The 22,995-nt window shown below is 58.7% G+C and carries 19 protein-coding genes; 9 read left to right on the forward strand and 10 right to left on the reverse strand.

The window, feature by feature from the left end; all coding sequences use genetic code 11:
• Window positions 1-22: 22 nt before the first annotated feature.
• The 7 genes from AC07UI_RS00110 to AC07UI_RS00140 all read right to left on the reverse strand — a co-directional run bounded on the left by AC07UI_RS00110 (window position 23) and on the right by AC07UI_RS00140 (window position 9,272).
• Window positions 23-1,171 carry an iron-containing alcohol dehydrogenase gene (locus tag AC07UI_RS00110; RefSeq protein WP_494990544.1) on the reverse strand — a complete coding sequence of 383 codons (1,149 nt, stop codon included), beginning with the start codon at window positions 1,169-1,171 and terminating at the stop codon, window positions 23-25.
• A gap of 192 nt (window positions 1,172-1,363) precedes the next feature.
• Complete coding sequence (locus tag AC07UI_RS00115) at window positions 1,364-2,188, reverse strand: ABC transporter permease (protein WP_494990545.1); 825 nt, start codon at window positions 2,186-2,188, stop codon at window positions 1,364-1,366.
• Between the two features lie 13 nt (window positions 2,189-2,201).
• Window positions 2,202-3,449 (reverse strand): ABC transporter permease, encoded by a 1,248-nt coding sequence (locus AC07UI_RS00120; RefSeq protein ID WP_494990546.1) that lies wholly within the window; start codon window positions 3,447-3,449, stop codon window positions 2,202-2,204.
• A 185-nt stretch (window positions 3,450-3,634) separates the two neighbouring features.
• Complete coding sequence (locus tag AC07UI_RS00125) at window positions 3,635-4,675, reverse strand: ABC transporter substrate-binding protein (protein WP_494990547.1); 1,041 nt, start codon at window positions 4,673-4,675, stop codon at window positions 3,635-3,637.
• A gap of 50 nt (window positions 4,676-4,725) precedes the next feature.
• Window positions 4,726-5,850, reverse strand: coding sequence for an ABC transporter ATP-binding protein (locus AC07UI_RS00130; protein ID WP_494990548.1), 1,125 nt, complete (start codon window positions 5,848-5,850; stop codon window positions 4,726-4,728).
• Between the two features lie 404 nt (window positions 5,851-6,254).
• Window positions 6,255-6,884, reverse strand: coding sequence for a response regulator (locus AC07UI_RS00135; protein ID WP_494990549.1), 630 nt, complete (start codon window positions 6,882-6,884; stop codon window positions 6,255-6,257).
• A gap of 9 nt (window positions 6,885-6,893) precedes the next feature.
• Complete coding sequence (locus AC07UI_RS00140; RefSeq protein ID WP_494990550.1) at window positions 6,894-9,272, reverse strand: PAS domain-containing sensor histidine kinase; 2,379 nt, start codon at window positions 9,270-9,272, stop codon at window positions 6,894-6,896.
• A 74-nt stretch (window positions 9,273-9,346) separates the two neighbouring features.
• Here AC07UI_RS00140 and AC07UI_RS00145 point away from each other — a divergent pair, with 74 nt between their 5' ends.
• A complete protein-coding gene (locus AC07UI_RS00145) occupies window positions 9,347-10,342 on the forward strand; it encodes an alpha/beta hydrolase family protein (RefSeq protein WP_494990551.1) in 996 nt (331 codons plus the stop codon).
• Between the two features lie 156 nt (window positions 10,343-10,498).
• Here AC07UI_RS00145 and AC07UI_RS00150 read toward each other — a convergent pair whose 3' ends face one another.
• Genes AC07UI_RS00150 through AC07UI_RS00160 form a run of 3 tightly spaced genes read right to left on the reverse strand, consistent with a single transcriptional unit; the run spans window position 10,499 to window position 12,964 of the window.
• Window positions 10,499-11,266, reverse strand: coding sequence for a TerB family tellurite resistance protein (locus AC07UI_RS00150; protein ID WP_494990552.1), 768 nt, complete (start codon window positions 11,264-11,266; stop codon window positions 10,499-10,501).
• Between the two features lies 1 nt (window position 11,267).
• Window positions 11,268-11,942: an N-acetylmuramate alpha-1-phosphate uridylyltransferase MurU gene (gene murU, locus AC07UI_RS00155; RefSeq protein WP_494990553.1), complete on the reverse strand. Its 675-nt coding sequence runs from the start codon at window positions 11,940-11,942 to the stop codon at window positions 11,268-11,270.
• Window positions 11,939-12,964: an aminoglycoside phosphotransferase family protein gene (locus tag AC07UI_RS00160; protein ID WP_494990554.1), complete on the reverse strand. Its 1,026-nt coding sequence runs from the start codon at window positions 12,962-12,964 to the stop codon at window positions 11,939-11,941. Before AC07UI_RS00160 ends, murU begins: the two co-directional genes overlap by 4 nt.
• Before the next feature lie 130 nt (window positions 12,965-13,094).
• Here AC07UI_RS00160 and AC07UI_RS00165 point away from each other — a divergent pair, with 130 nt between their 5' ends.
• The 8 genes from AC07UI_RS00165 (at window position 13,095) to AC07UI_RS00200 (ending at window position 22,974) form a co-directional block, all read left to right on the forward strand.
• Window positions 13,095-15,908: an LPS-assembly protein LptD gene (locus AC07UI_RS00165; RefSeq protein WP_494990555.1), complete on the forward strand. Its 2,814-nt coding sequence runs from the start codon at window positions 13,095-13,097 to the stop codon at window positions 15,906-15,908.
• Window positions 15,889-17,205, forward strand: a complete 1,317-nt coding sequence (gene surA, locus AC07UI_RS00170) for a peptidylprolyl isomerase SurA (RefSeq protein WP_494990556.1) — start codon at window positions 15,889-15,891, stop codon at window positions 17,203-17,205. Before AC07UI_RS00165 ends, surA begins: the two co-directional genes overlap by 20 nt.
• On the forward strand, window positions 17,202-18,191 hold the full coding sequence (pdxA, locus tag AC07UI_RS00175; RefSeq protein WP_494990557.1) for a 4-hydroxythreonine-4-phosphate dehydrogenase PdxA: 990 nt from the start codon (window positions 17,202-17,204) through the stop codon (window positions 18,189-18,191). Before surA ends, pdxA begins: the two co-directional genes overlap by 4 nt.
• Complete coding sequence (gene rsmA, locus AC07UI_RS00180) at window positions 18,188-19,006, forward strand: 16S rRNA (adenine(1518)-N(6)/adenine(1519)-N(6))-dimethyltransferase RsmA (protein WP_494990558.1); 819 nt, start codon at window positions 18,188-18,190, stop codon at window positions 19,004-19,006. Before pdxA ends, rsmA begins: the two co-directional genes overlap by 4 nt.
• Before the next feature lie 123 nt (window positions 19,007-19,129).
• Window positions 19,130-19,510: a Co2+/Mg2+ efflux facilitator ApaG/CorD gene (gene apaG / locus AC07UI_RS00185; RefSeq protein ID WP_494990559.1), complete on the forward strand. Its 381-nt coding sequence runs from the start codon at window positions 19,130-19,132 to the stop codon at window positions 19,508-19,510.
• On the forward strand, window positions 19,510-20,391 hold the full coding sequence (locus AC07UI_RS00190; protein WP_494990560.1) for a symmetrical bis(5'-nucleosyl)-tetraphosphatase: 882 nt from the start codon (window positions 19,510-19,512) through the stop codon (window positions 20,389-20,391). The genes apaG and AC07UI_RS00190 overlap by 1 nt, the downstream gene beginning before the upstream one ends.
• 33 nt (window positions 20,392-20,424) lie before the next feature.
• Window positions 20,425-20,754 carry a thiosulfate sulfurtransferase GlpE gene (glpE, locus tag AC07UI_RS00195; protein ID WP_494990561.1) on the forward strand — a complete coding sequence of 110 codons (330 nt, stop codon included), beginning with the start codon at window positions 20,425-20,427 and terminating at the stop codon, window positions 20,752-20,754.
• A gap of 297 nt (window positions 20,755-21,051) precedes the next feature.
• Window positions 21,052-22,974: a PrkA family serine protein kinase gene (locus AC07UI_RS00200; protein WP_494990562.1), complete on the forward strand. Its 1,923-nt coding sequence runs from the start codon at window positions 21,052-21,054 to the stop codon at window positions 22,972-22,974.
• Window positions 22,975-22,995 lie beyond the last annotated feature (21 nt).

The raw sequence follows: 22,995 nt of genomic DNA on the forward strand, positions 1-22,995 counted from the left end.
CGCGCACTGTGGCCTCAATGATCTAGTACGCGGTGCGATAGATTTTCTCGATATCGACAGCGCTCAGTTTACGCGGATTGTTGCGCATCAAACGCTCGATCCCCGCGGCCTCCACAGCCATGGCCGGTATCGCCTCCTCAGGCACCCCGAAACTACGTAACCCTTGGGGTATCTCCACGGTGGCACACAACTCGGCCATCGCCTCCACGGCCCTATCGGCCGCTTGATTGGCACTCAGCCCGGCGGTTTTCACGCCCATGGCCTGGGCAATATCCTGCATGCGCTCGACGCAGGCCATCTTGTTCCAGGTCATGACATGCGCAAGCAACAAGGCATTGCTGACGCCGTGGGCGATATTGAATCGCCCGCCCAGCGGATAGGCCAACGCATGCACCGCGCCGACTCCGGCATTACCGAACGCCATACCGGCCATCAGGCTGGCGGTGGCCATGTCTTCGCGGGCCTGCAGATTGGAAGGATTGGCGTAGGCCTTGGGCAGCGCTTTGGTGATGAGTTTTATCGCGCCGATGGCCAGTGAGTCGGTGATCGGCGAAGCGTTCAGCGACAGGTAGGACTCAATGGCGTGAACCAGCGCATCCATACCGCTGGCGGCGGTGACGCTGCGCGGACAGGTCAGGGTCATCTGCGGGCTGACCAGCGCCACATCCGGCAGCAGGTAATCACTGATGATGCCTTTCTTCAATTGCGCGACCTTGTCGGTAAGAATCGCCACATTGGTGACTTCCGACCCCGTACCGGCGGTGGTCGGGATCGCGATCAGCGGCGGGCCTTTGCGCGGCACTTGATCAATGCCGAACAGATCCTCGAGGGCACCGTGGTAGCCGGCGTACGCGGCGACACTTTTGGCAATATCGATGGCACTGCCGCCGCCCAGGCCGATCAGACCGTCGTGCCCGCCTTCGCGGTAAACGCGCATGCAGTCTTCGACAATGGCGATTTCCGGGTCAGGCAGAACCCGGTCGAAAATTTCATAAGAGCGTTCACCCAGTTGCGCCAGCGCAAGCTCCACCGTGCCGGATCTCACCAGCGCGGCATCGGTGACAATCAATGGGTGGTCAATGTCCAGGCGGGTCAGCTCGGCGGCCAATTGCTCGATGGCGCCAGCGCCGGTGATTAGCTTGTGGGCGATTTTGAAGGAAGACAGACTCATCGGCTCGGCCTCTTATAGTTTTGGGGGCTGGGCACAAGAGTAGCTGGGGATTGGGGTTTGTCTGCTATTGATCCGGTGAATGTAACAACGATCCAATGCGGGGACTTGCTCGCTATGACGGCGAAACATTCGACATTTATGCCGACTGACAGACCGCTGTCGCGAGCAAGCCCGCTTGAAAAACTTCTACCTTCAGACTGGCGCCGTACGCAGCTTCTCGCTGCGCCCACGCAACCATTCCAGGGTCAGCAGCAGGATCACCGAAAAAGCAATCAGCAGCGTCGCGGCGGCGGCGATGGTCGGGCTAAGGTTTTCGCGGATGCCGCTGAACATCTGCCGAGGCAACGTCGCTTGCTCCGGGCCGGCGAGGAACAGCGTTACCACTACCTCATCGAACGACGTCGCGAAGGCAAACAGTGCCCCGCTGATCACCCCAGGCGCGATCAACGGCAACGTCACCCGACGGAAAGCCGTCAGCGGTGATGCGCCCAGACTGGCGGCAGCACGCACCAGGTTTTGATTGAAACCTTGCAAAGTAGCCGACACGGTAATGATCACGAACGGCACACCCAACACCGAATGCACGACGATCAGCGAGGTATAGCTGTTGCCAAATCCCAGCGGGGCGAAGCACAGATAGCTGGCAACACCAATGATCACCACCGGCACCACCATCGGCGAAATCACCAACGCCATCACCAACGGCTTGCCGGGGAAATCGCCGCGCGTCAGGCCGATGGCCGCCAGCGTGCCGAAAACCATCGCCAATACAGTCGCCGCCGGGGCGACGATGATGCTGTTCTTCAGGGAGCGCATCCACTCCGCCGAGGCGAAGAAATCCTGGTACCAATGCAGCGAGAAACCTTGCAGCGGGTAAACCAGGAAGCTGCCCGAGTTGAACGACAGCGGAATGATCACCAATACCGGCAAGATCAGGAACAACAGAACCAGCCCGCAGAGAATGCGCAAGCTGTAGAACCAGACCCGCTCAACGGGCGACTTGTAAGGGCTCAACATTTCGATTCTCTCCTTAGCTCAGGCGCAGGCGACTGGCGCCCACCAGCCAGCTGTAAATCAGGTAGAGCACGATGGTCGCCAATAGCAGCAAGCCACCGAGCGCAGTCGCCATCCCCCAGTTGATACTGGTGTTGGTGTAGAAGGCGACGAAGTAACTGACCATCTGATCGTTCGGGCTGCCGAGCAGCGCCGGGGTGATGTAGTAACCAATTGCCAGAATGAACACCAACAGGCAACCGGCGCCGACACCGGCATAGGTCTGCGGGAAGTACACCCGCCAGAAGCTGGCAAACGGATGGCAACCGAGGGAAATCGCCGCCCGCATATAGGTTGGCGAGATGCCTTTCATCACGCTGTAGATCGGCAGAATCATGAACGGCAGCAGGATGTGCACCATGGAGATGTAAACCCCGGTACGGTTGAACACCAGCGCCAGCGGTTTATCAATCACACCCATCGCCATCAGCGCGCTGTTGATCAGGCCACCCGACTGCAGCAAGACAATCCACGCCGCGACCCTAACCAGAATCGAGGTCCAGAACGGCAACAGCACCAGAATCATCAACAGGTTGCTTTGCCGGGACGGCAGATTGGCCAACAGATAAGCCAGCGGATAAGCCAGCACCAGGCAGATCGCGGTAATGATCAGGCCCATCCAGAAGGTGCGGGCGAAGATATCGAGGTATATAGCCTGGTCTGGTGTGGCCGGGGCCACTTCGCCCAGGTCGTCGATGCGGTGATCGACAGCCGCCAGCAGGTAATAGGGTGTAATGCTGCTGGTGTTGCGGCGGATCGCCTGCCAGTACGCCGGATCGCCCCAACGCTCGTCGAGACTTTCCATCGCGTCTTTATAAGAGGCCGGTTCAGTCTTGAACGGCAGCGCTCGCGCGGTTTTGGTCAGCAGGCTGCGATAGCCGGCCAACTCCATGTTCAGTCGCTTGGACAGATCGCCCAAGGTTTGATTCTTGCGGGCTTCGGCCAGGTCTTCGCTGACGGCCTTGTAAACCGGCTCAGCCGGCAAACCTCGACCATCCCAGGCAGTCACCGCCGCCACAGTGCGCGGCATACCACCGACCACTTCCGGGTTACCGACGCTCTTGTAGAGCAGCGCCACAATCGGCACCAGGAACACCAGCAACAGAAACAGCACCAAGGGCGCGATCAAGGCCTGGGCCTTCCAGCGGTTGACCCGCTCGGCATGTGCCAGACGCTGCTTCAAGGTGGGGCTGGTGACCTCGTTCAGGGGAACGGTGATGGCCATAGCAAACTCCGGAAATCTTTAAACGTTTCAGAGGGCGGCATCCCGTTTCGGAATGCCCCCCCTGCTCATCTGAAAATACACAACTGTTGCAGGAGCAAGGCTAACTCGCGATCGAGATGATGCGGTCTTTCAGCAAAACCGCGTGTACCTCATCGCGGGCAAGCCCGGATCCCACAGGAGCGTGATTACTTCGCAGCCCACGAGTTGAAGCGCTGCTCCAGTTGCTCACCGTTATCAGCCCAGAAGCTGACGTCGATCTGCACCTGGTTGGCGATGTTTTCCGGAGTGGTCGGCATGTCTTTCAGAACATCTTTGGCCAACAGCGGTACGGCTTGGGTATTAGCCGGGCCGTAGGCAATGTTTTCCGAATAAGTCTTCTGCTGCTGCGGCATGACCGAGAACGCGATGAATTTCTTCGCAGCTTCGGCACGGGCTTTATCCAGACCTTTTGGGATCGCCCAGGCGTCGAAGTCGTAGATACCGCCGTTCCATACGACTTTCAGGTTGCTTTCTTTCTGCACGGCAGCGATCCGGCCGTTGTAGGCCGAGCTCATCACGACGTCACCAGAGGCCAGATATTGCGGCGGCTGAGCGCCCGCTTCCCACCACTGAATGCTTGGCTTGAGCTCATCGAGCTTCTTGAAGGCACGGTCCTGACCATCTTTGCCGGCCAGCACTTTGTAGACATCTTTGGGCGCGACGCCGTCGGCCATCAAAGCGAACTCCAGGGTGTACTTGGCGCCTTTACGCAGGCCACGCTTGCCCGGGAATTTCTTGGTGTCCCAGAAATCCGCCCAACTGGTCGGTGCGCTTTTCAGCTTGTCGGCGTTGTAGGCGAGCACGGTCGACCAGACGAAGAAGCCAACGCCGCAAGGCTGAATAGCACCTTTGACGTAGTCTTCGGATTTGCCGAACAGGGCTGGATCGAGCTGCTCGAACATGTCTTCGTCACAGCCGCGGGACAGCTCTGGCGACTCCACTTCCACCAGGTCCCAGGACACGCTCTTGGTGTCGACCATGGCTTTGACCTTGGCCATTTCACCGTTGTATTCGCCGGCGACGATTTTGCCGTGGCCCGCGGCTTCCCAAGGTGCGTAGAAGGCTTTGGCCTGAGCCGCCTTGTTCGCCCCGCCGAAGGACACCACCGTCAGGTCCGCGGCCGCCATTGCGTGTGCCGCACCCATCATGCCCAAAGCCAGGGCGGTGAATTTCAGGGATCTCAACATTTATTGTTCTCTCCACGTGCAGGGTTTGTGTTGGTGAAGCAAGGGGGCGATCAGTTCGCCTCTAGAAGTGGGTCGAGCGCGCGAACGTGTTCGACCTGCCAGCCAAGCGGTACCACATCACCAACCGCCAGAGCCGGATCCAGCTCGGCGATCGGTTGTTTCACGAAGAAGTCGGTCTTGCCGCAGACTTCCAGGCGAACGCGGACGTGGTCGCCCAGATAGATGAATTCCGCCACGCGCCCCGAGAAGCGGTTGACGCAGGATTCGCTGGAGCCATTGAGGCTCACGCGCTCCGGACGAATGGACAGGGTCACTGGCTCGCCGGTCTTGCCGACATTCACCGCCAGCGCTTCGACCTTTTCACCACGCCCCAGCTCAACCACGCAGCGATCGCCGTTGTGGCTGTGCAAACGGCCGTTGAGACGGTTGTTCTCGCCGATGAAGTTGGCGACGAAGGTATTTTTGGGCTTTTCATAGAGCTCGCGCGGTGGCGCAATCTGCTGGATTTCGCCTTGATGGAATACCGCCACGCGGTCGGACATGGTCAGGGCTTCGCCCTGGTCGTGGGTCACGTAGACCACGGTCACGCCCAGGCGTTGGTGCAGGTGTTTGATCTCCATCTGCATGTGTTCACGCAGTTGCTTATCCAGTGCCCCCAGTGGTTCGTCCATCAGCACCAGTTGCGGTTCGAACACCAACGCCCGGGCCAGCGCCACACGCTGCTGCTGACCACCGGAAAGCTGCGCCGGATAACGCTTGGCGAATGCATCGAGCTGAACCATGCTCAGCACGCGCTTGACCCGGTCACTGACGTCGCTTTTGTTCAGGCCACGCACGGTCAGCGGGAACGCCAGGTTCTCGGCCACTGTCATGTGCGGGAACAACGCGTAGTTCTGAAACACCATGCCGATGTCGCGCTTATGCGGCGGCACGTTGTTGATCGAACGCCCGGCCAGCTGGATTTCACCGGCGGTCGGGGTTTCGAAACCGGCCAGCATCATCAGACTGGTGGTCTTGCCGGAGCCGGAAGGCCCGAGCAGTGTGAGGAATTCGCCTTTGCGAATCTCCAGGTTGAGGTCTTTGACGATCAGGTTCTCGCCGTCGTAGCTCTTTTGCACTCCACGAAAGCTGACCAGAACATCATTTGCCCCAGCACTTGAATCAACCTCGCTCATACCCACACCTTTTGTTTTTGACTGCCGTGGACTAAGCCTAGTGGAGCCTCACAACCACGCAAATCGGGGGGTATGAGAGATTCGCCTAAGCCGGATGGAAGGTTCGGGGTAGGGATTGCCCTACACGAATGGCGTGATTGGGCATGTCACGAGGGAATGGGCGCGATGGCCTGTATTGGAAGCCATATAACGCGGGAATCGGACCTTACAGGCATGTCGTAAATGGGTATGGCTACACGCACTTCGTAGCAGCTGCCGAAGGCTGCGTTCAAGTGCGAAGCGCTCGCAAGTCAGGCAATCGAGATTTATCCGGGTAAATCGCGTTTGGAGTTTTTACGACCGCTTCGCGGCCGAACGCAGCCTTTGGCAGCTGCTACGGTTATGTGGCGTCCAAAGGAGACGCGTTACAGGAGCTTGTGTTTCATTGCGTATTTCACCAGCTCGGCCAGCGAAGTGATATTGAGTTTTTGCATCAGCCGCGCCTTGTGGGTGCTGATGGTTTTGCTGCTCAATGCCAATTGCTGGGCAATGTCGTTAACGTTCGCGCCTTGGGCCAGCCGTTCGAACACCGAAAACTCGCGTTCAGACAGCAACGAGTGCAACGGCCGCGAGTCAGTCAGCCCCACTTCAAACACCATCCGGTCGGCCAGATCCGGGTCGATATAACGCCCACCTGCCGCGACCTTGCGGATCGCGGTCAGCAGCAGTGCCGGATCGCTGTCCTTGGTGGCATAACCGGCAGCCCCGACTTTCAACGCACGAGCGGCCATTTGCGCCTCGTCATGCATCGACAGCACCAGAATCGCCGGAGGATTGTTCAGCGCGCGAATCCGCGGGATTGCCTCCAGGCCATTGACGCCGGGCATGGAGATATCCAGCAACACCACTTCACAAGGGACATGTCGCAAAACGTCCAATAGCTGCTCGCCATTGCATGCCTCGCCCACCACCAACAGGTCCTTGGCCAGGCCAATCAACTGTTTGATGCCTTCGCGGACGATGGTGTGGTCTTCGGCTACCAGTACACGGATCACGCATCTCTCCTAATCCAACGGCACTCGCACGCTCAATGTCGTGCCTTCGCCCAGCTCACTTTCCAGCGACAGACTGCCGCCCATGATCAACACCCGCTCGCGCATACCCACCAGACCAAACGAAGTCGGGCGGCCTGTCGCCGGGACAAATCCCTGACCATCGTCGCTGACAGTCAGGCATAAATCGCCACCTTCGCGGGTCAGTGTCAATTCAACAGTATGCGCCTGAGCATGGCGCATGACATTGGTCAGCGCCTCCTGAAGGATACGGAACAGGCCAATGGCCTTGGCGTCGCTAAGGACCGGCAAATTTTCCGGTACCTGGACCAGACACGGAATCTGCGTACGCGCCTCGAAACGTCGCGCCTGCCACTCGATGGCCGAGGCGATGCCTGCATCAAGAATCGGTGGGCGCAGCGCCGTGGCAACATCGCGCACCAACTGGAACAGCTGTGCGATCAGCCGCTTCATGCTGTTGAGCCGTTCGTTCAAACCCGGGTCAAGATGCGCGTAAGCCAGCTCGCACATAGAGGTTTCCAGTTTGAGCACGGTCAGCATCTGCCCCAACTCATCGTGAACCTCCCGGGCAATGCGGGCCTTTTCCTCTTCCCGCACACTTTCCAGGTGAGCGGACAACTCGCGCAGTTGCTCGCGAGAACCGGCCAGCTCCAGCTCGATACGCTTGCTTTCGCTGATGTCCCACACAATCCCGTCCCAGACCGCCGCGCCGTCCTCGAGACGACGGGTGATCGCCTTGATTTCCGCCCAACGCTGCTCGCCCTGACGCGTCACAATCCGCCCTTGCCAGGACCAGTCGCTATCCGTATCCAGCGCTTGATCCTGGGTCTGGTGATAGCTGGCTTTGTCGTCGGGATGGACCAGGCTGCGCAAGCCTTTGTCGCGATGGCTCAACGTCGCCGGCGAATAGCCCACCAGGTTTTCACTGCCTTCACTGATATAGGCGAAGTCGATCTGCCCGGTGACCGGCGCCCGCTCCAGGCGAAACACCAGTCCCGGTACGTTGGCGGCGATGCCTTGTAGTCGCGCCTCGCTTTCCTGCAAGGCGGCCAGGGCACGTCGACGCTCAGTGACGTCGTTGAGATAGACCACCAGATACTCACTATCGCGAAAGCGCAGGAAGCTCAGCGACACGTCAGCAGGCAGGATGCTGCCATCGGCACGAACACAGCTGGTTTCGAAGCTCTGCGGTCCGTCGTCACTGGCACGGGCGCGCTTCCAAAGCGTCAGCCAACGGTCCATATGCAGGTCAGGCTCGAAGTCGATCAAGGGTCGGTCGATGACGCAGCCCGGTGCATAACCGAGCATTTCTTCGGCCGCCCGATTGGCGTAGCGGACATGGCTGTCCCAGTTGACCCAGAGGATCCCCACGGTGCTTTGGTCGATGGAAAACTGCGTCAGGCGCAAGGCTTCTTCGCTGGCCTCACGATGGGCGATGTCCTCTCTGGCTGCCAACAAACGCTGCTCAAGGCATCGTCGCTGGCGACGCAGCCAGGTGACGATGGCCATGCTGCTGAGCAACAACACCGCCAGCAATAGACAGAGGTTCTGCCAAAAACCCGGCGACTCGACCAGACGCGGGTATTTGGGTTGCAGCCAGCGACTGTGTAGCTGTTCCAGATCTCGCGCCGGAATCGCATGCAGCGCCCTTTCAACGATCCCCGCCAGCTCAGGCCAGTCACGTCGCGTGGCGACCCGCAGCAATTGCGGCAGGCCGATATCACCGACCACCGCCAGACCGGTGAACTCCGGCTCGGCCGACAAACGACTGAGCTGCGCTTCATCCACCACGGCATACCGGGCTTGCTGGCTCAAAAGCAACTGCAAGGCCTGGCGCTCCATCGGTACCCCCTGCAAATTGAGATGGCCGTAAGTGCTGCGCAGGTAGTCGGCAACCGCACTGGGCATGCGTACAGCGACACGGGACTGGCTGTCGAGCTTCTCCAGGTCCACCGCACCGGCGCCTTTACGCTCACTGACTACCAGTTGTGGTACACGCATATAAGGATCGGAAAACTGCCAGAGTCGCAGCCCCGCCGGGGTTTGAGTCAGGCCGGGGGCAATGTCGACTTCACCGTCACGCACGGCGGCCTCCAACTGTTCCTGATCTGCAAAGTTGCGCCAACTCAGCTCGACCTTGAGGGCTTGGGCCAGCCACTGCATGAGCTCGACATTGGCCCCGGACAATCGCTGCAAGCGGCGATCAAATTGGGCGTATGGCGCTTGCATCACTAGCCCGACACGCAGCTCGGCGTGTTGCTCAAGCCATTGACGCTGATCGACATTCAACTGCGCGGGCGCAGGGGCCGCCAACGCGATCAAGGGAAGGCAAAAACAGCCGATAACCAACAGGCAGCGAAAACGCATCATCTGAAGTCTCACACACTGACAAATACTGACCAACCCATTAGGCTGCCGGGATTACTTCTGGCCTGGAATATCCGATGCCCCCTGTCTACCGCTTGGCACTGCACGCATTGTGCCTGTCGCTGATCCTGCCTTGTGCCTTTTCAGTCGAAGCTGCCGATCCTACCGGCGCCACGGCAAAAAACGCAGAAGAAAAACCGGTAGAGCGCCAGCTGCTGCTTGAGCGTAGTCAGGAAGAAGCGACGGCCCTTGAGCGACAAATCCCACAGCAGGAGCAGCAACAGTTGCAGGCCGGCAGCGACAGCTTCCTCACACTCTGGAAACCGGCCAATGCCAGTGAACCCAGCGGTGCGGTCATTATCATCCCCGGCGCCGGCGAAACCGCTGACTGGCCTCAAGCAATCGGTCCATTGCGGCAAAAATTGCCAAACGCCAACTGGGGCAGCCTGAGTATTACCTTGCCCGACCTGCAGAGCGACGCCAGCCAGCCGCGCATTGTCGAAGCCGCGCCCGCGCCTGCCCCTGTGGACACTAGCAGCAAAGACGCCAGCACCGCTGCACCCAAACCCATCGAACAAGCGGCTGGCGGTGAGGCTGACATCACTGATCGTGCCGCCGCCGATAGTTCTGAGGAGAAAATCAAGGCTGACGCCGAGCGGATCTTCGCCCGAATCGATGCGGCAATTGCCTTTGCGCGGCAGCAAAACGCTCGCAGCATTGTCCTGCTGGGACATGGCACCGGGGCTTATTGGACCGCGCGTTACCTGAGCGAGAAACAACCGCCGCACGTAGAGAAGTTCGTAATGGTCGCCGCGCAAACGCCACTTAACGGAAAACCTGAGCTGGCACAACTGACGCCGACCTTGAAAGTCGCAACTGCCGACTTTTTCTATAATGACAAGGAGCTGGCACGCAGCGCCGCTTTGGCACGTCTGCAGGCGAGTAAACGCTTGAAGAGCGCACGCTTCACTCAGGTGTCTTTGAAGGCGTTGCCTGGAAACAGCGCCGCCGAACAAGAGCAACTGTTTCGGCGCGTTCGCGGCTGGTTAAGCCCACGGAACACCGGCAACTGAACGGCCCTATTCGCGGGCAACCCGCCAGGATCGCAGCCAGCGGCAGCTCCTGCGCCGAGCGGATCTCGACCTGGCACCGAGGATATACACCGAACCGTAGGCGATGCCAAAGGTTCGGGTCGTGCTCGGATGATCTTTTCAGGGTCACCTGAATGCCTAACGAAAATCCCGCCGCTCACGGATCAACGCATAAGCGTTGTGCAGCTCGCGAGTTTTCTCGGTTGCCTCGCGCACTTGAAACGGGGTCGCGCCAGTGCCGGCAATCTTGTCCGGGTGATGGCGGCTGAGCAGGCGCCGGTAAGCACGCTTGATCTGCAATGGCTCGCTGGTGGCCGTCACACCCAGCACCTGCAAAGCCTCTTGATAAGCCCTGCCACTGTTGGCCAGGCTTTTTTTATGCGGCTCGTAGTCACTGGCCAGCGCTTGCACCTGTTGAGGTGTCCAGCCCAGCCATTTACCCCAGAGATTAATCAGCTCTCGTTCGGCGCCGCTGGCTCGACCATCAGCCCAGACCATACGCCAGCAGGCGCGCAAAACGCCCTCGGCTGCATGCGGTTGGGTACTCAAGCGGCGCAAATACCCATGCAAGCGATCATGCCCGGACTTACCCCGATTGAATGCAGCAATGGCTCGCTTTTGCGCCGGTCCACTCATATCGAGTGAACGCATTTCCTGACGAGCCTGCTGGATATGCCCCTCAACCACCTGGCCATCGCTCTTGGCCAGTCGCCCTAACAATACGAACAACAGCTCATCATTGCGCAGCGCCGAACGCCCGCTCAAACGTTGGCGCAAATGGTCCCAACTCTGCAGTTGCAAGCGCCGATCCAGCGCCTGCCCCAACAATGCACCTAACATGGCCCCCGGAATGCTGGCTATGGCAAAGCCCGCTCCGGCTCCGATCAGAGTCCCTGGCCACAACATATCAGCGGCTCGCTTCCAGCAATTGTTCTACTTGCGCCAGACGTTCAAGGGTTCCGACATCAATCCAGCATCCATGCATGTGTTCGCCCGTGACCTGCCCTTGAGCCATGGCTTCGCGCAACAGCGGCGCCAATTTGAAGGAACCGGCGACGCACGTAGAGAACAGCCTTGGATGCAAAACCGAAATACCACTGTAAGTCAGCGCGGCTGAACCCGTCCCGGCGTCGTGTATCTGACCGTCCACCAGACAAAAGTCCCCCCCTGTCGGGTGATGCTCCGGGTTGTCGACCATCACCAGATGAGCAAGTCCGGCAATCGGTTGGCGCAAAGCCGTGAAGTCGTAATCAGTCCAGATGTCACCATTGACCACCAGGAACGGTTCATCACCCAACAGCGGCAATGCCCGAAAAATACCGCCTCCGGTCTCCAGCGGTTCCCCCTCCGGCGAATACTGAATGCTCACACCAAACTGCGATCCATCGCCCAGATAGTCCTCAATTTGCTGACCCAGCCAGGCATGGTTGATGACGATCTCGGTAAAACCTGCCACCGCCAATGCCCGAATGTGGTACTCGATCAATGGCACACCCGCGGCACGAATCAATGGCTTGGGCGTCGCCAGGGTCAGCGGACGCATGCGCTCACCTTTACCGGCCGCGAGAATCATTGCTTTCATACGGGCGCTCCAACCGGCTGGCGCAGGCTCGCCAACAGCTCACCCAACTCCGCCAGCTCTGGCCTGCGGGCCAGCACTGCTTCTATATAGGCAAAGAAACGCGGTACATCGCCCAGATAACGCGGCTTACCGTCACGGTGGCAGATGCGGGCAAAGATCCCGATCACCTTCAAATGACGCTGCACGCCCATCAGATCGCTGGCACGCAGGAAGTCTTCAAAATCAGACTGTACCGGGATACCCAATTTACCCGCCTGGTGCCAATAATCTTTCAGCCAGCCATGCACGCGAGCGTCAGGCCAACTGAGGAATGCATCCTTGAACAGGCAGGTCACGTCATAAGTGACCGGACCGTAGACTGCATCCTGGAAGTCCAGCACGCCCGGGTTCTGCTCGCTCAACATCAGGTTGCGCGGCATGTAGTCGCGATGTACCAGCACCTTGGGTTGGGCCAGAGCGCTGTCGATCAATAGATCGCTGACCCGTTGCCAGAGCGCCAGTTGTTCCTGGTCAAGCTTGATACCCAGCTCACGGCCCACGTACCACTCGGGGAAGAGTTCCAGTTCGCGGCGCAGCAACGCCACGTCATAACTGGGAAGCACGGCATCCATTGGCAACTGCTGGAAGGCCAGCAATGCCTGCAGCGCGTCCTTGAACAAATCGTCGGCATTTTCGCCGTCGATCACGTCCAGATAGGTCTTGTTGCCCAGGTCATTGAGCAAAAGAAATCCGCGCTCGAGGTCCTCGGCATAAATTATCGGGACGTTTATTCCGGATTTCGCCAGCAATAAAGCGATATCCACGAAGGGTTTACAGTTTTCCTGGGGCGGTGGAGCGTCCATCACGACGAAGCTACGACCCTCCCCTTCCCAGCGAAAATACCGCCGAAAACTCGCGTCGCTGCTGGCCGCAGTCAACGTAGCCGGGGGCACGGCGCCCCAGCCGCGTGCTGTAAACAGAGTTGCCAATTGCTCATCGAGCCAAACTTTCAGGTGTTGCAAGCGTACATCTTGGTCAGGCATTGCAAGGGTCTCCGACGGCGCTAGCCGTCAAGCGGGTCATGCTTTATTATCCAGCATCTTTTTCAGACCATCGAGAGGCGTGCGGCCCACACCGCGGGCAGATGGCACGCAGGAAGCCCGGACTAATAAGATGGCATTGAAATCCCCCGCGTTTCGTAAAAAATTTCCGTTGTTGGTTACCGGCAGTTTGCTGGCCCTGCAACCTTTAGCCACTCAGTACGTGGTCGCCGCGGAACAGTATGACTGCTCAGTGTCTACTTCGGGTGCCTGGGACTGCGCACCAAAATCCAACGCTGCTCAATTGCCTCCGCGCCCTGTGCATGACGCGAATGCAGTCAGTTCCAACGGCGAGAGCCCGGCAGCCAACAGCGCCAGCAACGAAACCGCTACCAAGAGCACGCTCGTCACCGAGGCCAAGGGCCGCGGCCTGCAGTCGCGCAGTGCCGACTACAGCCACCTTGACTGGGTGCCTCGTGAGAAGCTGACTGCTGCGCAATTGGCCGAGACCGGTCCTTATTGCTCTGGTTCCTATATCGAACCGATTCGTCCGGGCATGAATGACACGACGAATAAAAGTGACGCTCCAACGTTTATCGGCGCCAAAGCATCGCGCTATGAGCAAGAGCAACAGGTCGCGACCCTGGCCGGTGACGTGGTCATGCGTCAGGGCAGCATGCAGGCCGAGGCCGACGAAGCCAGCCTGTATCAAGCTGAAAGCCGTGGCGAGCTGAGCGGCAATGTCCGCATTCGCGACAACGGCGCGCTGCTCGTCGGCGATCACGCCGATGTGCAGCTCGATACCGGCGAAGCCAAAGTCGATAACGCTGAGTACGTGATGCACAAGTCGCGCGTGCGCGGCAGCGCGCTGTACGCCAAACGTGCCGAGAACGCCATCATCCGCCTCAAGGATGGTACGTACACCACGTGCGAACCGAACAGCAACGCCTGGCAGCTCAAGGGTAACAACATCACCTTGAACCCGGCGACCGGCTTCGGCACCGCGACCAACGTGACGCTGCGGGTCAAAGACATTCCGGTGTTCTACACCCCGTACATCTACTTCCCGATCGATAACCGTCGCCAGTCCGGCTTCCTGCCACCGACCATTGGCAGCGGTACCAAAACCGGCCTGTTGCTGGTCACCCCGTACTACTTCAACCTGGCACCCAACTACGATGCCACGTTGTATCCGCGCTACATGAGCAAGCGCGGGATGTTGATGGAAGGCGAGTTCCGCTACCTGACCAAGAGCAGTGAAGGTCAGTTTGGTGCTGCTTACTTGAATGACGACGACACTGAACGCAGCAAGCAGACCGGTTACGAAAAAACCCGCTACATGCTCAACTGGCAGCACAAGGGCGGACTTGATTCGCGCACACTGACAGAAGTCGACTACACCAAGATCAGCGATCCGTATTATTTCCAGGATCTGGAAACCGATCAGATTGGTGTCAGAACTGCCGACTACGTGAACCAGCAGGGTGTCGTCACCTACCGCGGCGACGATTACGTCGCGCGAATCAACGCACAGGCCTATCAGCTGGCAACCGTCTCCAATATCACACCGTACAACCGCTTGCCGCAGATCACCTTCAACGGTGCGCTGCCGTACCATCCAGGCGGGCTGAATTTCGCGTACAACACCGAAATCGTACGCTTTGACCGTAATTTGAAAAACGGCGACTTTATCGATGAAAACGGCAATGCCTCGCCACGGCTAGATACAAACGTTGTGGGTCTGGCGCGTGCAAACGGTGACCGCCTCGATCTTGAGCCGGCTGTCAGTCTGCCGCTCAACTGGACTTACGGCTTCCTGAAACCATCGCTCAAGTACAAGTTCACCCAGTACGATCTGAGTCTCGACGGAACAGGCAAGAGCCAGATCGTTGCGCAACAGCAAGCAGCGGCAGCGGCCGGTACCGATAACATCAATGGCGACTTCAACAACAATCAGAACCGCGGCGTGCCTATCGCTAGCATCGACAGCGGTCTGTACTTCGATCGCAACACTCAATGGTTCGGCAAAAACTACCGCCAGACCCTTGAGCCGCGCCTGTTCTATCTCTATGTCCCAGAGAAAGACCAGACCGACATCCCGGTCTTCGACACTGGCGAGTACACGTTCAACTACGCTTCGCTGTTTCGCGACAACCGTTTCTCTGGCTCTGATCGTGTCGGCGACGAGAACAAGCTGTCGCTGGGCGTGACCAACCGCTGGATCGAAGACAATGGCTTTGAGCGCCAACGCATCAGCGTCGGCCAGGCCGTTTACTTCAAGGATCGCGAAGTCCAGTTGCCGGGCATCGATGCAACCACCCGCAACGATGCACACTCCAAGGTTTCGCCTTACGCGCTTGAGTACGAATACCGCTTCAACCGTGACTGGCGCACCACCGCCGACTACAACTGGGACCCGGACAGCCGCAGCCCTCGCTCCGGCAGCGCGATGTTCCATTACCAGCCGGAAGACAACCCGAACAAGGTCATCAACGCCGGTTATCGCTATCGCAATGATCAGGTCCGTTATGACCAGACCACCGGTAAGTGGACAGTGGGTGGTGGCGACTACGGCACTCCAGGCACTCCGGGATTCGTGAAAGACTATTACAAGATCAAGCAGCACGATTTCTCGGTGATCTGGCCGGTCGTGCCGCAATGGAACGCCATCAGCCGCTGGCAGTACGACTACAACCGCAACCGCACTCTGGAAGCCTTCGGTGGTTTCGAGTACGACAACTGCTGCTGGAAACTGCGCCTGATCAACCGTTACTGGGTTTCCTATGACGAGTTCAGTCAAGAAGCCCCGCAAAACGAGAAAGGCGACCATGGCATCTTCCTCCAAATTGTTCTGAAGGGTCTCGGTGGCGTTACTGGCACCAAAGTAGAGAGCTTCCTTAACAAAGGCATTCAAGGTTATCGTGAACGTGAAGACCAAGCTTTCTGATTGTCTGCGCCCGCTGATGCTGGGCGCGCTGTTACTGGGTACCGCAGCGAACGCTGCGGTGCAGCCCATCGATAAAGTGGTGGCCATCGTCGATAACGACGTAGTCATGCAGAGCCAACTGGACCAACGGGTTCATGAAGTTCAACAAACCATCGCCAAGCGCGGTGGCGGCATGCCGCCAACCGGCGTGCTGAACCAGCAGGTGCTCGAACGCCTGATCGTCGAAAACCTGCAACTGCAGATCGGCGAACGTTCCGGCATCCGTATCACTGATGAAGAGCTGAACCAGGCGATCGGCACCATTGCCCAGCGCAACAATATGACCGTGGACCAGTTCCGCGCCGCCCTGACCCACGACGGCCTGTCTTATGAAGACGCTCGTGATCAGGTTCGCCGCGAGATGATCATCAGCCGTGTACGTCAGCGCCGTGTGGCTGAGCGTGTTCAGGTATCAGAGCAGGAAGTGAAGAACTTCCTGGCCTCGGACCTGGGCAAAATGCAGCTGTCCGAAGAGTTCCGTCTGGCCAATATCCTGATTCCTACTCCGGAAAGCGCAAACTCTGAAGCGATTCAGAATGCCGGACGCCAGGCTGCCGATGTCTATAGGCAACTCAAGCAAGGCGCCGATTTCGGTCAGTTGGCAATCGCCAGGTCCGCCAGTGAAACCGCGCTGGAAGGCGGCGAGATGGGCTGGCGTAAAGCCGCGCAACTGCCACCACCGTTTGATCGCATGCTGAGTTCGATGTCTGTCGGCGAAGTGACCGAGCCGATGCGTACTCCAGGCGGCTTCATCATTCTGAAGATCCTGGAAAAGCGTGGCGGCCAGACTCAGGTGCGCGACGAAGTGCACGTGCGCCACATCCTGATCAAACCAAGCGAAATTCGTAGCGAAGAAGAAACCAAGCGTCTTGCCCAGAAACTCTACGACCGGATTGAAGCCGGCGAAGACTTTGCTGAACTGGCGAAAAGATATTCGGAAGACCCGGGCTCCGCGCTTAACGGCGGCGACCTGAACTGGATCGACCCGAACGCCCTGGTGCCCGAGTTCCGCGCAGTGATGGCCAAAACCCAACAGGGCCAACTGTCCAAACCGTTCAAGAGCCCTTACGGCTGGCACGTCCTGGAAGTCCTTGGCCGCCGCGCCACCGACAGCACCACCCAGGCCCGCGAGCAGCAAGCGATGACTGTACTGCGTAACCGCAAATACGACGAAGAGCTGCAAACCTGGTTGCGTCAGATCCGTGACGAAGCCTACGTAGAGATCAAACTCCCTGGCGCTGACCGGGCATCGCAGTGAAACCCAAACGTTTCGCGCTGACACCGGGCGAGCCTGCCGGTATAGGTCCCGACCTGTGCCTGCTGCTCGCCGCGCACCCCCAGCCGCATCCCCTGATTGCCATTACCAGCCGCGACCTGCTCCTTGAGCGGGCCGTGCAGCTGGGTGTGGTTGTCGACCTGCTACCGGTTACCCCGGATAGCTGGCCGGATCAACCCGCCCCAGCTGACAGCCTGTATGTCTGGGACACCCCACTGCAGAGCAAGGTCATCGCCGGTCAGCTGGATAAATCCAATGCATCGTTTGTACTGGAAACCCTGACCCGCGCCGGCCAAGGCTGTCTGGACGGGCACTTTGCCGGAATGATCACCGCACCTGTGCATAAGGGCGTAATCAATGAGTCGGGAATCGCTTTCTCCGGCCACACCGAGTTTCTCGCAGACCTGACCCACACCCCTCAAGTGGTGATGATGCTCGCCACACACGGCTTGCGGGTCGCGCTGGTCACCACGCACCTGCCACTGCGGGAGATTGCCGATGCAATCACCCCTGAACGCCTGGAGCGGGTCACGCGGATTCTGCACACCGACCTGCAACAAAAATTCGGCATCGCCCAGCCACGCATCCTCGTCTGCGGACTCAACCCGCATGCCGGCGAAGGCGGACACCTGGGCCACGAAGAAATCGACATCATTGAACCAACCCTGGAGCGTCTGCGCGCTGAAGGCATGGACCTGCGTGGTCCCTTGCCCGCCGACACTCTGTTTACCCCCAAGTATCTGGAGCACTGCGACGCGGTGCTGGCGATGTACCACGACCAGGGCCTGCCCGTGCTGAAATACAAAGGCTTCGGCGCGGCAGTCAACGTGACCCTCGGTCTGCCGATCATCCGCACTTCAGTCGACCACGGCACCGCCCTGGACCTGGCTGGTAGCGGAAAAATCGACACCGGCAGCCTGCAAGTCGCCCTGGAAACCGCCTACCAGATGGCCGAGACCCGTTTATGACCGAGCATTACCAACACCGGGCGCGCAAGCGTTTCGGCCAGAACTTCCTGCACGATGCCGGCGTTATCGACCGTATCCTGCGCTCTATACACGCCAAAGCCGAAGACCGCCTGCTGGAAATCGGCCCGGGCCAGGGTGCGCTCACCGAAGGCCTGCTCAACAGCGGCGCCCAACTGGACGTGGTTGAACTGGACAAGGACCTGATCCCGATCCTCAACCAGCAATTCGCCGGCAAGAGCAATTTCAACCTTCACCAGGGCGATGCACTGAAGTTCGACTTCAGCAGCCTGAATGCCGCCCCCAACAGCCTGCGCGTCGTCGGCAACCTGCCGTACAACATCTCCACGCCGCTGATCTTCCACCTGCTGAACAATTCAAGCCTGATCCGCGACATGCACTTCATGCTGCAAAAGGAAGTGGTCGAGCGTCTGGCCGCAGGTCCCGGCGGTGGCGATTGGGGCCGTCTGTCGATTATGGTTCAGTACCACTGCCGGGTCGAACACCTGTTCAACGTCGGCCCCGGCGCGTTCAACCCGCCACCAAAAGTTGACTCGGCGATCGTCCGCCTGGTGCCGCACACCGTGCTGCCGCACCCGGCTAAAGACCATCGTTTGCTGGAGCGCGTCGTTCGCGAAGCCTTCAACCAGCGCCGCAAGACCCTGCGCAACACCCTCAAAGCCTTGCTGAGCAATGCTGAAATCGAAGCCGCCGGCGTTGATGGCAGCCTGCGCCCAGAGCAGCTCGATCTGGCGGCCTTTGTCCGTCTGGCCGACAAGCTCAGCGAACAAGTCGCCGAGCAACCTGCCGACATCTGACAGGCCAGAAGCGTTATCGGGTAGGACACCGGCCCTCATGTCTGGTTTACTACCCGATACTTGGCCTAGACTGACCTCAATCAGTTACGCCCCGCGTCCCGCTTTGCTTTTAAGGCCTTTTGCATGTCCGATCCTCGTTATCAGGTCGACGTCAGCGTCGTCACTCGCTATCTGGCAGAACAGTCACAGCCCGAGCAAGACCGCTTTGCCTTCGCCTACACCATTACCGTAAAGAACAATGGCCTGCTACCGGCCAAGTTGCTCTCTCGGCACTGGGTCATTACCGATGGCGACGGGCATGTCGAAGAGGTTCGCGGTGCAGGTGTGGTTGGCCAGCAACCGCTGATCGACGTCGGCCAGAGCCACACCTACAGCAGCGGCACCGTGATGACTACCCGCGTGGGCAACATGCAGGGGACTTATCAGATGCTCGCCGAAGACGGTAAACACTTCGACGCCATCATCGCGCCTTTCCGCCTGGCGGTGCCCGGAGCCCTGCACTGATGGCGACGTACGCCGTCGGCGACCTGCAAGGCTGCCTCGAACCACTGCAATGCCTGCTCAAGCGGGTCGCCTTCGATCCCGCCAAAGATCGCCTCTGGCTGGTGGGTGACCTGGTCAACCGCGGCCCGCAGTCGCTGGAAACCCTGCGTTTTCTCTACAGCATCCGCGAATCGCTGGTTTGCGTTCTCGGCAATCATGACCTGCACTTGCTGGCCGTCTGGCAGGACATCGAGCGTCTGAAGAAAGCCGATACCTTGCGCGAGATTCTCGAAGCGCCGGATCGCAAAGAGCTGCTTGAGTGGTTGCGCCAGCAAAAGCTGATGCACTACGACGAACAGCGCGAAATAGTACTGGTCCACGCCGGCATACCGCCGCAATGGACGCTGAAGAAAGCCCTGAAGTGCGCAGCCGAAGTCGAAGAAGCGTTACATGACGACAACCTCTTCGCCCCTTATCTGGATGGCATGTACGGCAACGAACCGGTGAAATGGGACAGCGACCTCAAAGGCACTGCTCGCCTACGGGTGATCACCAACTATTTCACTCGCATGCGCTTCTGCACCAGCGAAGGCAAACTCGATCTCAAAGGCAAGGAAGGCATAGATACAGCCCCGCCAGGTTATGCACCCTGGTTCCAGCACAAGGAACGCAAGACCAAAGGCCTGAAGATCGTCTTCGGTCATTGGGCCGCCCTCGCAGGCCAATGCAATGAGCCAGGCCTCTTCGCCCTCGACACCGGCTGTGTCTGGGGCGGCGCCATGACGCTGCTGAATATCGACACCGGTGAACGCCTGGAGTGCAAGTGCGATGCTCAAGGCCACGTCAAACCGCCTGCCACCGACTCCACCCCCGAACAATTACTGACCACCGAAAAGCGCTGAACCGCGCTTTTAGCCAGGCCACAGGAGCCCGCCATGAGCGAATTCAAACGCATCCCCCCCGAACAAGCCCATGCCCTGCGTGAGCAAGGTGCAGTGGTGGTCGACATCCGCGACCCGCAGACCTATGCCCTGAACCACATTAGCGGCTCACTGCATTTGGACAACCACTCCATCTCCGACTTTATCCGCGCTGCGGACCTGGATGCACCACTGGTCGTAGTCTGCTACCACGGCAACTCCAGTCAAAGCGCGGCCGCGTATTTGATCAGCCAAGGCTTCTCCGACGTCTACAGCCTGGACGGCGGCTTTGAGCTATGGCGCACAATTTACCCCTCGGAAATCGCGCAAGGCGTTTCTGAATAATTTTTTTCTAAAGCTCTAGCCCGCGCCCCCCGTGGGCTTGCGCCCTTGCTGACGAACGGTCGACCAGAACTAATTGCGCATTGCGCCTTGACCTCTCTGATTCCGAACTATCCTTAGGCACAGGCCATCCAAATTAGGGGAGAGCCGGTACACCGGCGTTCGGGTCATCGGTATTAGCTTTCAAGGTCAATAGCTTTGAAAGTGTTCTGGGGGGGTACAAGGCAACTGGATTTCAGTTGCACCAGCACTCGACTGACTGATCCGGCGTCGGCTCCACGTATCGAGCGAGGTGACGTCATGAGCATTTTTAGCCACTTCCAACAACGTTTCGAGTCCACACGCCAGGAAGAACTTACGCTGCAAGAGTATCTAGAGCTCTGCAAAAAGGATCGCAGCGCCTATGCCTCTTCAGCCGAACGCCTGCTACTGGCAATCGGCGAGCCGGAATTGCTGGATACTTCTGCCAACTCGCGGCTGTCTCGAATCTTTTCCAACAAGGTGATCCGCCGCTATCCGGCCTTTGAAGACTTTCATGGCATGGAAGAGTGCATCGATCAGATCGTCTCCTACTTCCGCCACGCCGCTCAGGGCCTGGAAGAGAAGAAGCAGATCCTCTATCTGCTTGGCCCCGTCGGTGGCGGTAAATCGTCCCTGGCCGAGAAGCTGAAACAGCTGATAGAGAAAGTGCCCTTCTACGCAATCAAGGGCTCGCCTGTTTTCGAGTCACCTCTTGGGCTGTTCAACTCCACAGAAGATGGCCAGATCCTCGAAGAAGACTTCGGTATCCCACGGCGCTACCTCAGTACCATCATGTCGCCTTGGGCAACCAAGCGCCTGGCCGAATTTGGCGGTGACATCAGTCAGTTCAGGGTGGTCAAGCTCTACCCATCGATCCTCAATCAGATCGCCGTCGCCAAGACCGAGCCTGGGGATGAAAACAACCAGGACATTTCTGCCTTGGTGGGCAAGGTCGATATCCGCAAACTGGAAGAGTTCCCGCAGAACGACGCAGACGCCTACAGCTACTCTGGAGCTCTGTGCCGGTCCAACCAGGGCCTGATGGAGTTTGTCGAAATGTTCAAGGCACCGATCAAGGTGCTGCACCCATTGCTGACGGCAACTCAGGAAGGCAACTACAACAGTACCGAAGGCTTGGGCGCCATTCCGTTTACCGGCATCTTGCTGGCGCACTCCAATGAATCGGAATGGCACACCTTCCGCAACAACAAGAACAACGAAGCGTTCATCGACCGGATCTACATCGTCAAAGTGCCATACTGCTTGCGCGTCAGCGATGAAGTGAAGATCTACGACAAGTTGCTGTTCAACAGCTCTCTGGCCAAGGCCCATTGCGCGCCCGACACCCTGAAAATGCTTGCGCAATTCACCGTTCTTTCGCGACTCAAGGAGCCGGAGAACTCCAATATCTACTCGAAAATGCGCGTGTATGACGGCGAAAACCTCAAAGACACGGACCCGAAAGCCAAGTCGATTCAGGAGTACCGCGATAACGCAGGGGTCGATGAGGGTATGAATGGGCTCTCGACCCGATTTGCGTTCAAGATCCTGTCCAAGGTCTTCAACTTCGACCCCCACGAGATCGCCGCCAACCCCGTACACCTGCTCTATGTGCTCGAACAACAGATTGAACAGGAGCAATTCCAGGCGGAAACCCGCGAGCGCTACCTGCGTTTCCTCAAGGAGTATCTGGCACCACGTTATATCGAGTTCATTGGCAAGGAGATTCAGACCGCCTACCTCGAGTCCTACAGCGAGTATGGCCAGAACATCTTCGACCGGTACGTGCTCTACGCTGACTTCTGGATTCAGGATCAGGAGTACCGCGATCCGGAAACCGGAGAAATCCTCAACCGCGTAGCCCTGAACGAAGAACTGGAGAAAATCGAGAAACCGGCCGGCATCAGCAATCCCAAGGATTTCCGTAACGAAATCGTCAACTTCGTGTTGCGCGCCCGGGCCAACAACAACGGCAAGAATCCAACCTGGCTCAGCTACGAGAAGCTACGGGTGGTGATCGAGAAGAAAATGTTTTCGAACACCGAGGATCTGCTGCCGGTTATCAGTTTCAACGCCAAGGCCAGCAAAGAGGACCAGCAAAAACACAACGACTTCGTCACACGGATGGTCGAGCGCGGCTACACCGACAAACAGGTACGACTGCTCTCCGAGTGGTACCTGCGGGTCAGAAAATCACAGTAACCCGCTGCCGGTCGCACCGGT

The sequence above is a fragment of the Pseudomonas sp. GW821-FHT04C07 genome, from assembly GCF_059420325.1.

What these genes read in the sequence shown, in the direction of transcription:
- AC07UI_RS00110 (WP_494990544.1), bottom strand. Translation starts at nt 1,171, where the DNA reads ATGAGTCTGTCTTCCTTCAAAATCGCCCACAAGCTAATCACCGGCGCT.
- AC07UI_RS00115 (WP_494990545.1), bottom strand. Translation starts at nt 2,188, where the DNA reads ATGTTGAGCCCTTACAAGTCGCCCGTTGAGCGGGTCTGGTTCTACAGC.
- AC07UI_RS00120 (WP_494990546.1), bottom strand. Translation starts at nt 3,449, where the DNA reads ATGGCCATCACCGTTCCCCTGAACGAGGTCACCAGCCCCACCTTGAAG.
- AC07UI_RS00125 (WP_494990547.1), bottom strand. Translation starts at nt 4,675, where the DNA reads ATGTTGAGATCCCTGAAATTCACCGCCCTGGCTTTGGGCATGATGGGT.
- AC07UI_RS00130 (WP_494990548.1), bottom strand. Translation starts at nt 5,850, where the DNA reads ATGAGCGAGGTTGATTCAAGTGCTGGGGCAAATGATGTTCTGGTCAGC.
- AC07UI_RS00140 (WP_494990550.1), bottom strand. Translation starts at nt 9,272, where the DNA reads ATGATGCGTTTTCGCTGCCTGTTGGTTATCGGCTGTTTTTGCCTTCCC.
- AC07UI_RS00145 (WP_494990551.1), top strand. Translation starts at nt 9,347, where the DNA reads ATGCCCCCTGTCTACCGCTTGGCACTGCACGCATTGTGCCTGTCGCTG.
- AC07UI_RS00150 (WP_494990552.1), bottom strand. Translation starts at nt 11,266, where the DNA reads ATGTTGTGGCCAGGGACTCTGATCGGAGCCGGAGCGGGCTTTGCCATA.
- murU (WP_494990553.1), bottom strand. Translation starts at nt 11,942, where the DNA reads ATGAAAGCAATGATTCTCGCGGCCGGTAAAGGTGAGCGCATGCGTCCG.
- AC07UI_RS00160 (WP_494990554.1), bottom strand. Translation starts at nt 12,964, where the DNA reads ATGCCTGACCAAGATGTACGCTTGCAACACCTGAAAGTTTGGCTCGAT.
- AC07UI_RS00165 (WP_494990555.1), top strand. Translation starts at nt 13,095, where the DNA reads ATGGCATTGAAATCCCCCGCGTTTCGTAAAAAATTTCCGTTGTTGGTT.
- rsmA (WP_494990558.1), top strand. Translation starts at nt 18,188, where the DNA reads ATGACCGAGCATTACCAACACCGGGCGCGCAAGCGTTTCGGCCAGAAC.
- apaG (WP_494990559.1), top strand. Translation starts at nt 19,130, where the DNA reads ATGTCCGATCCTCGTTATCAGGTCGACGTCAGCGTCGTCACTCGCTAT.
- AC07UI_RS00190 (WP_494990560.1), top strand. Translation starts at nt 19,510, where the DNA reads ATGGCGACGTACGCCGTCGGCGACCTGCAAGGCTGCCTCGAACCACTG.
- glpE (WP_494990561.1), top strand. Translation starts at nt 20,425, where the DNA reads ATGAGCGAATTCAAACGCATCCCCCCCGAACAAGCCCATGCCCTGCGT.
- AC07UI_RS00200 (WP_494990562.1), top strand. Translation starts at nt 21,052, where the DNA reads ATGAGCATTTTTAGCCACTTCCAACAACGTTTCGAGTCCACACGCCAG.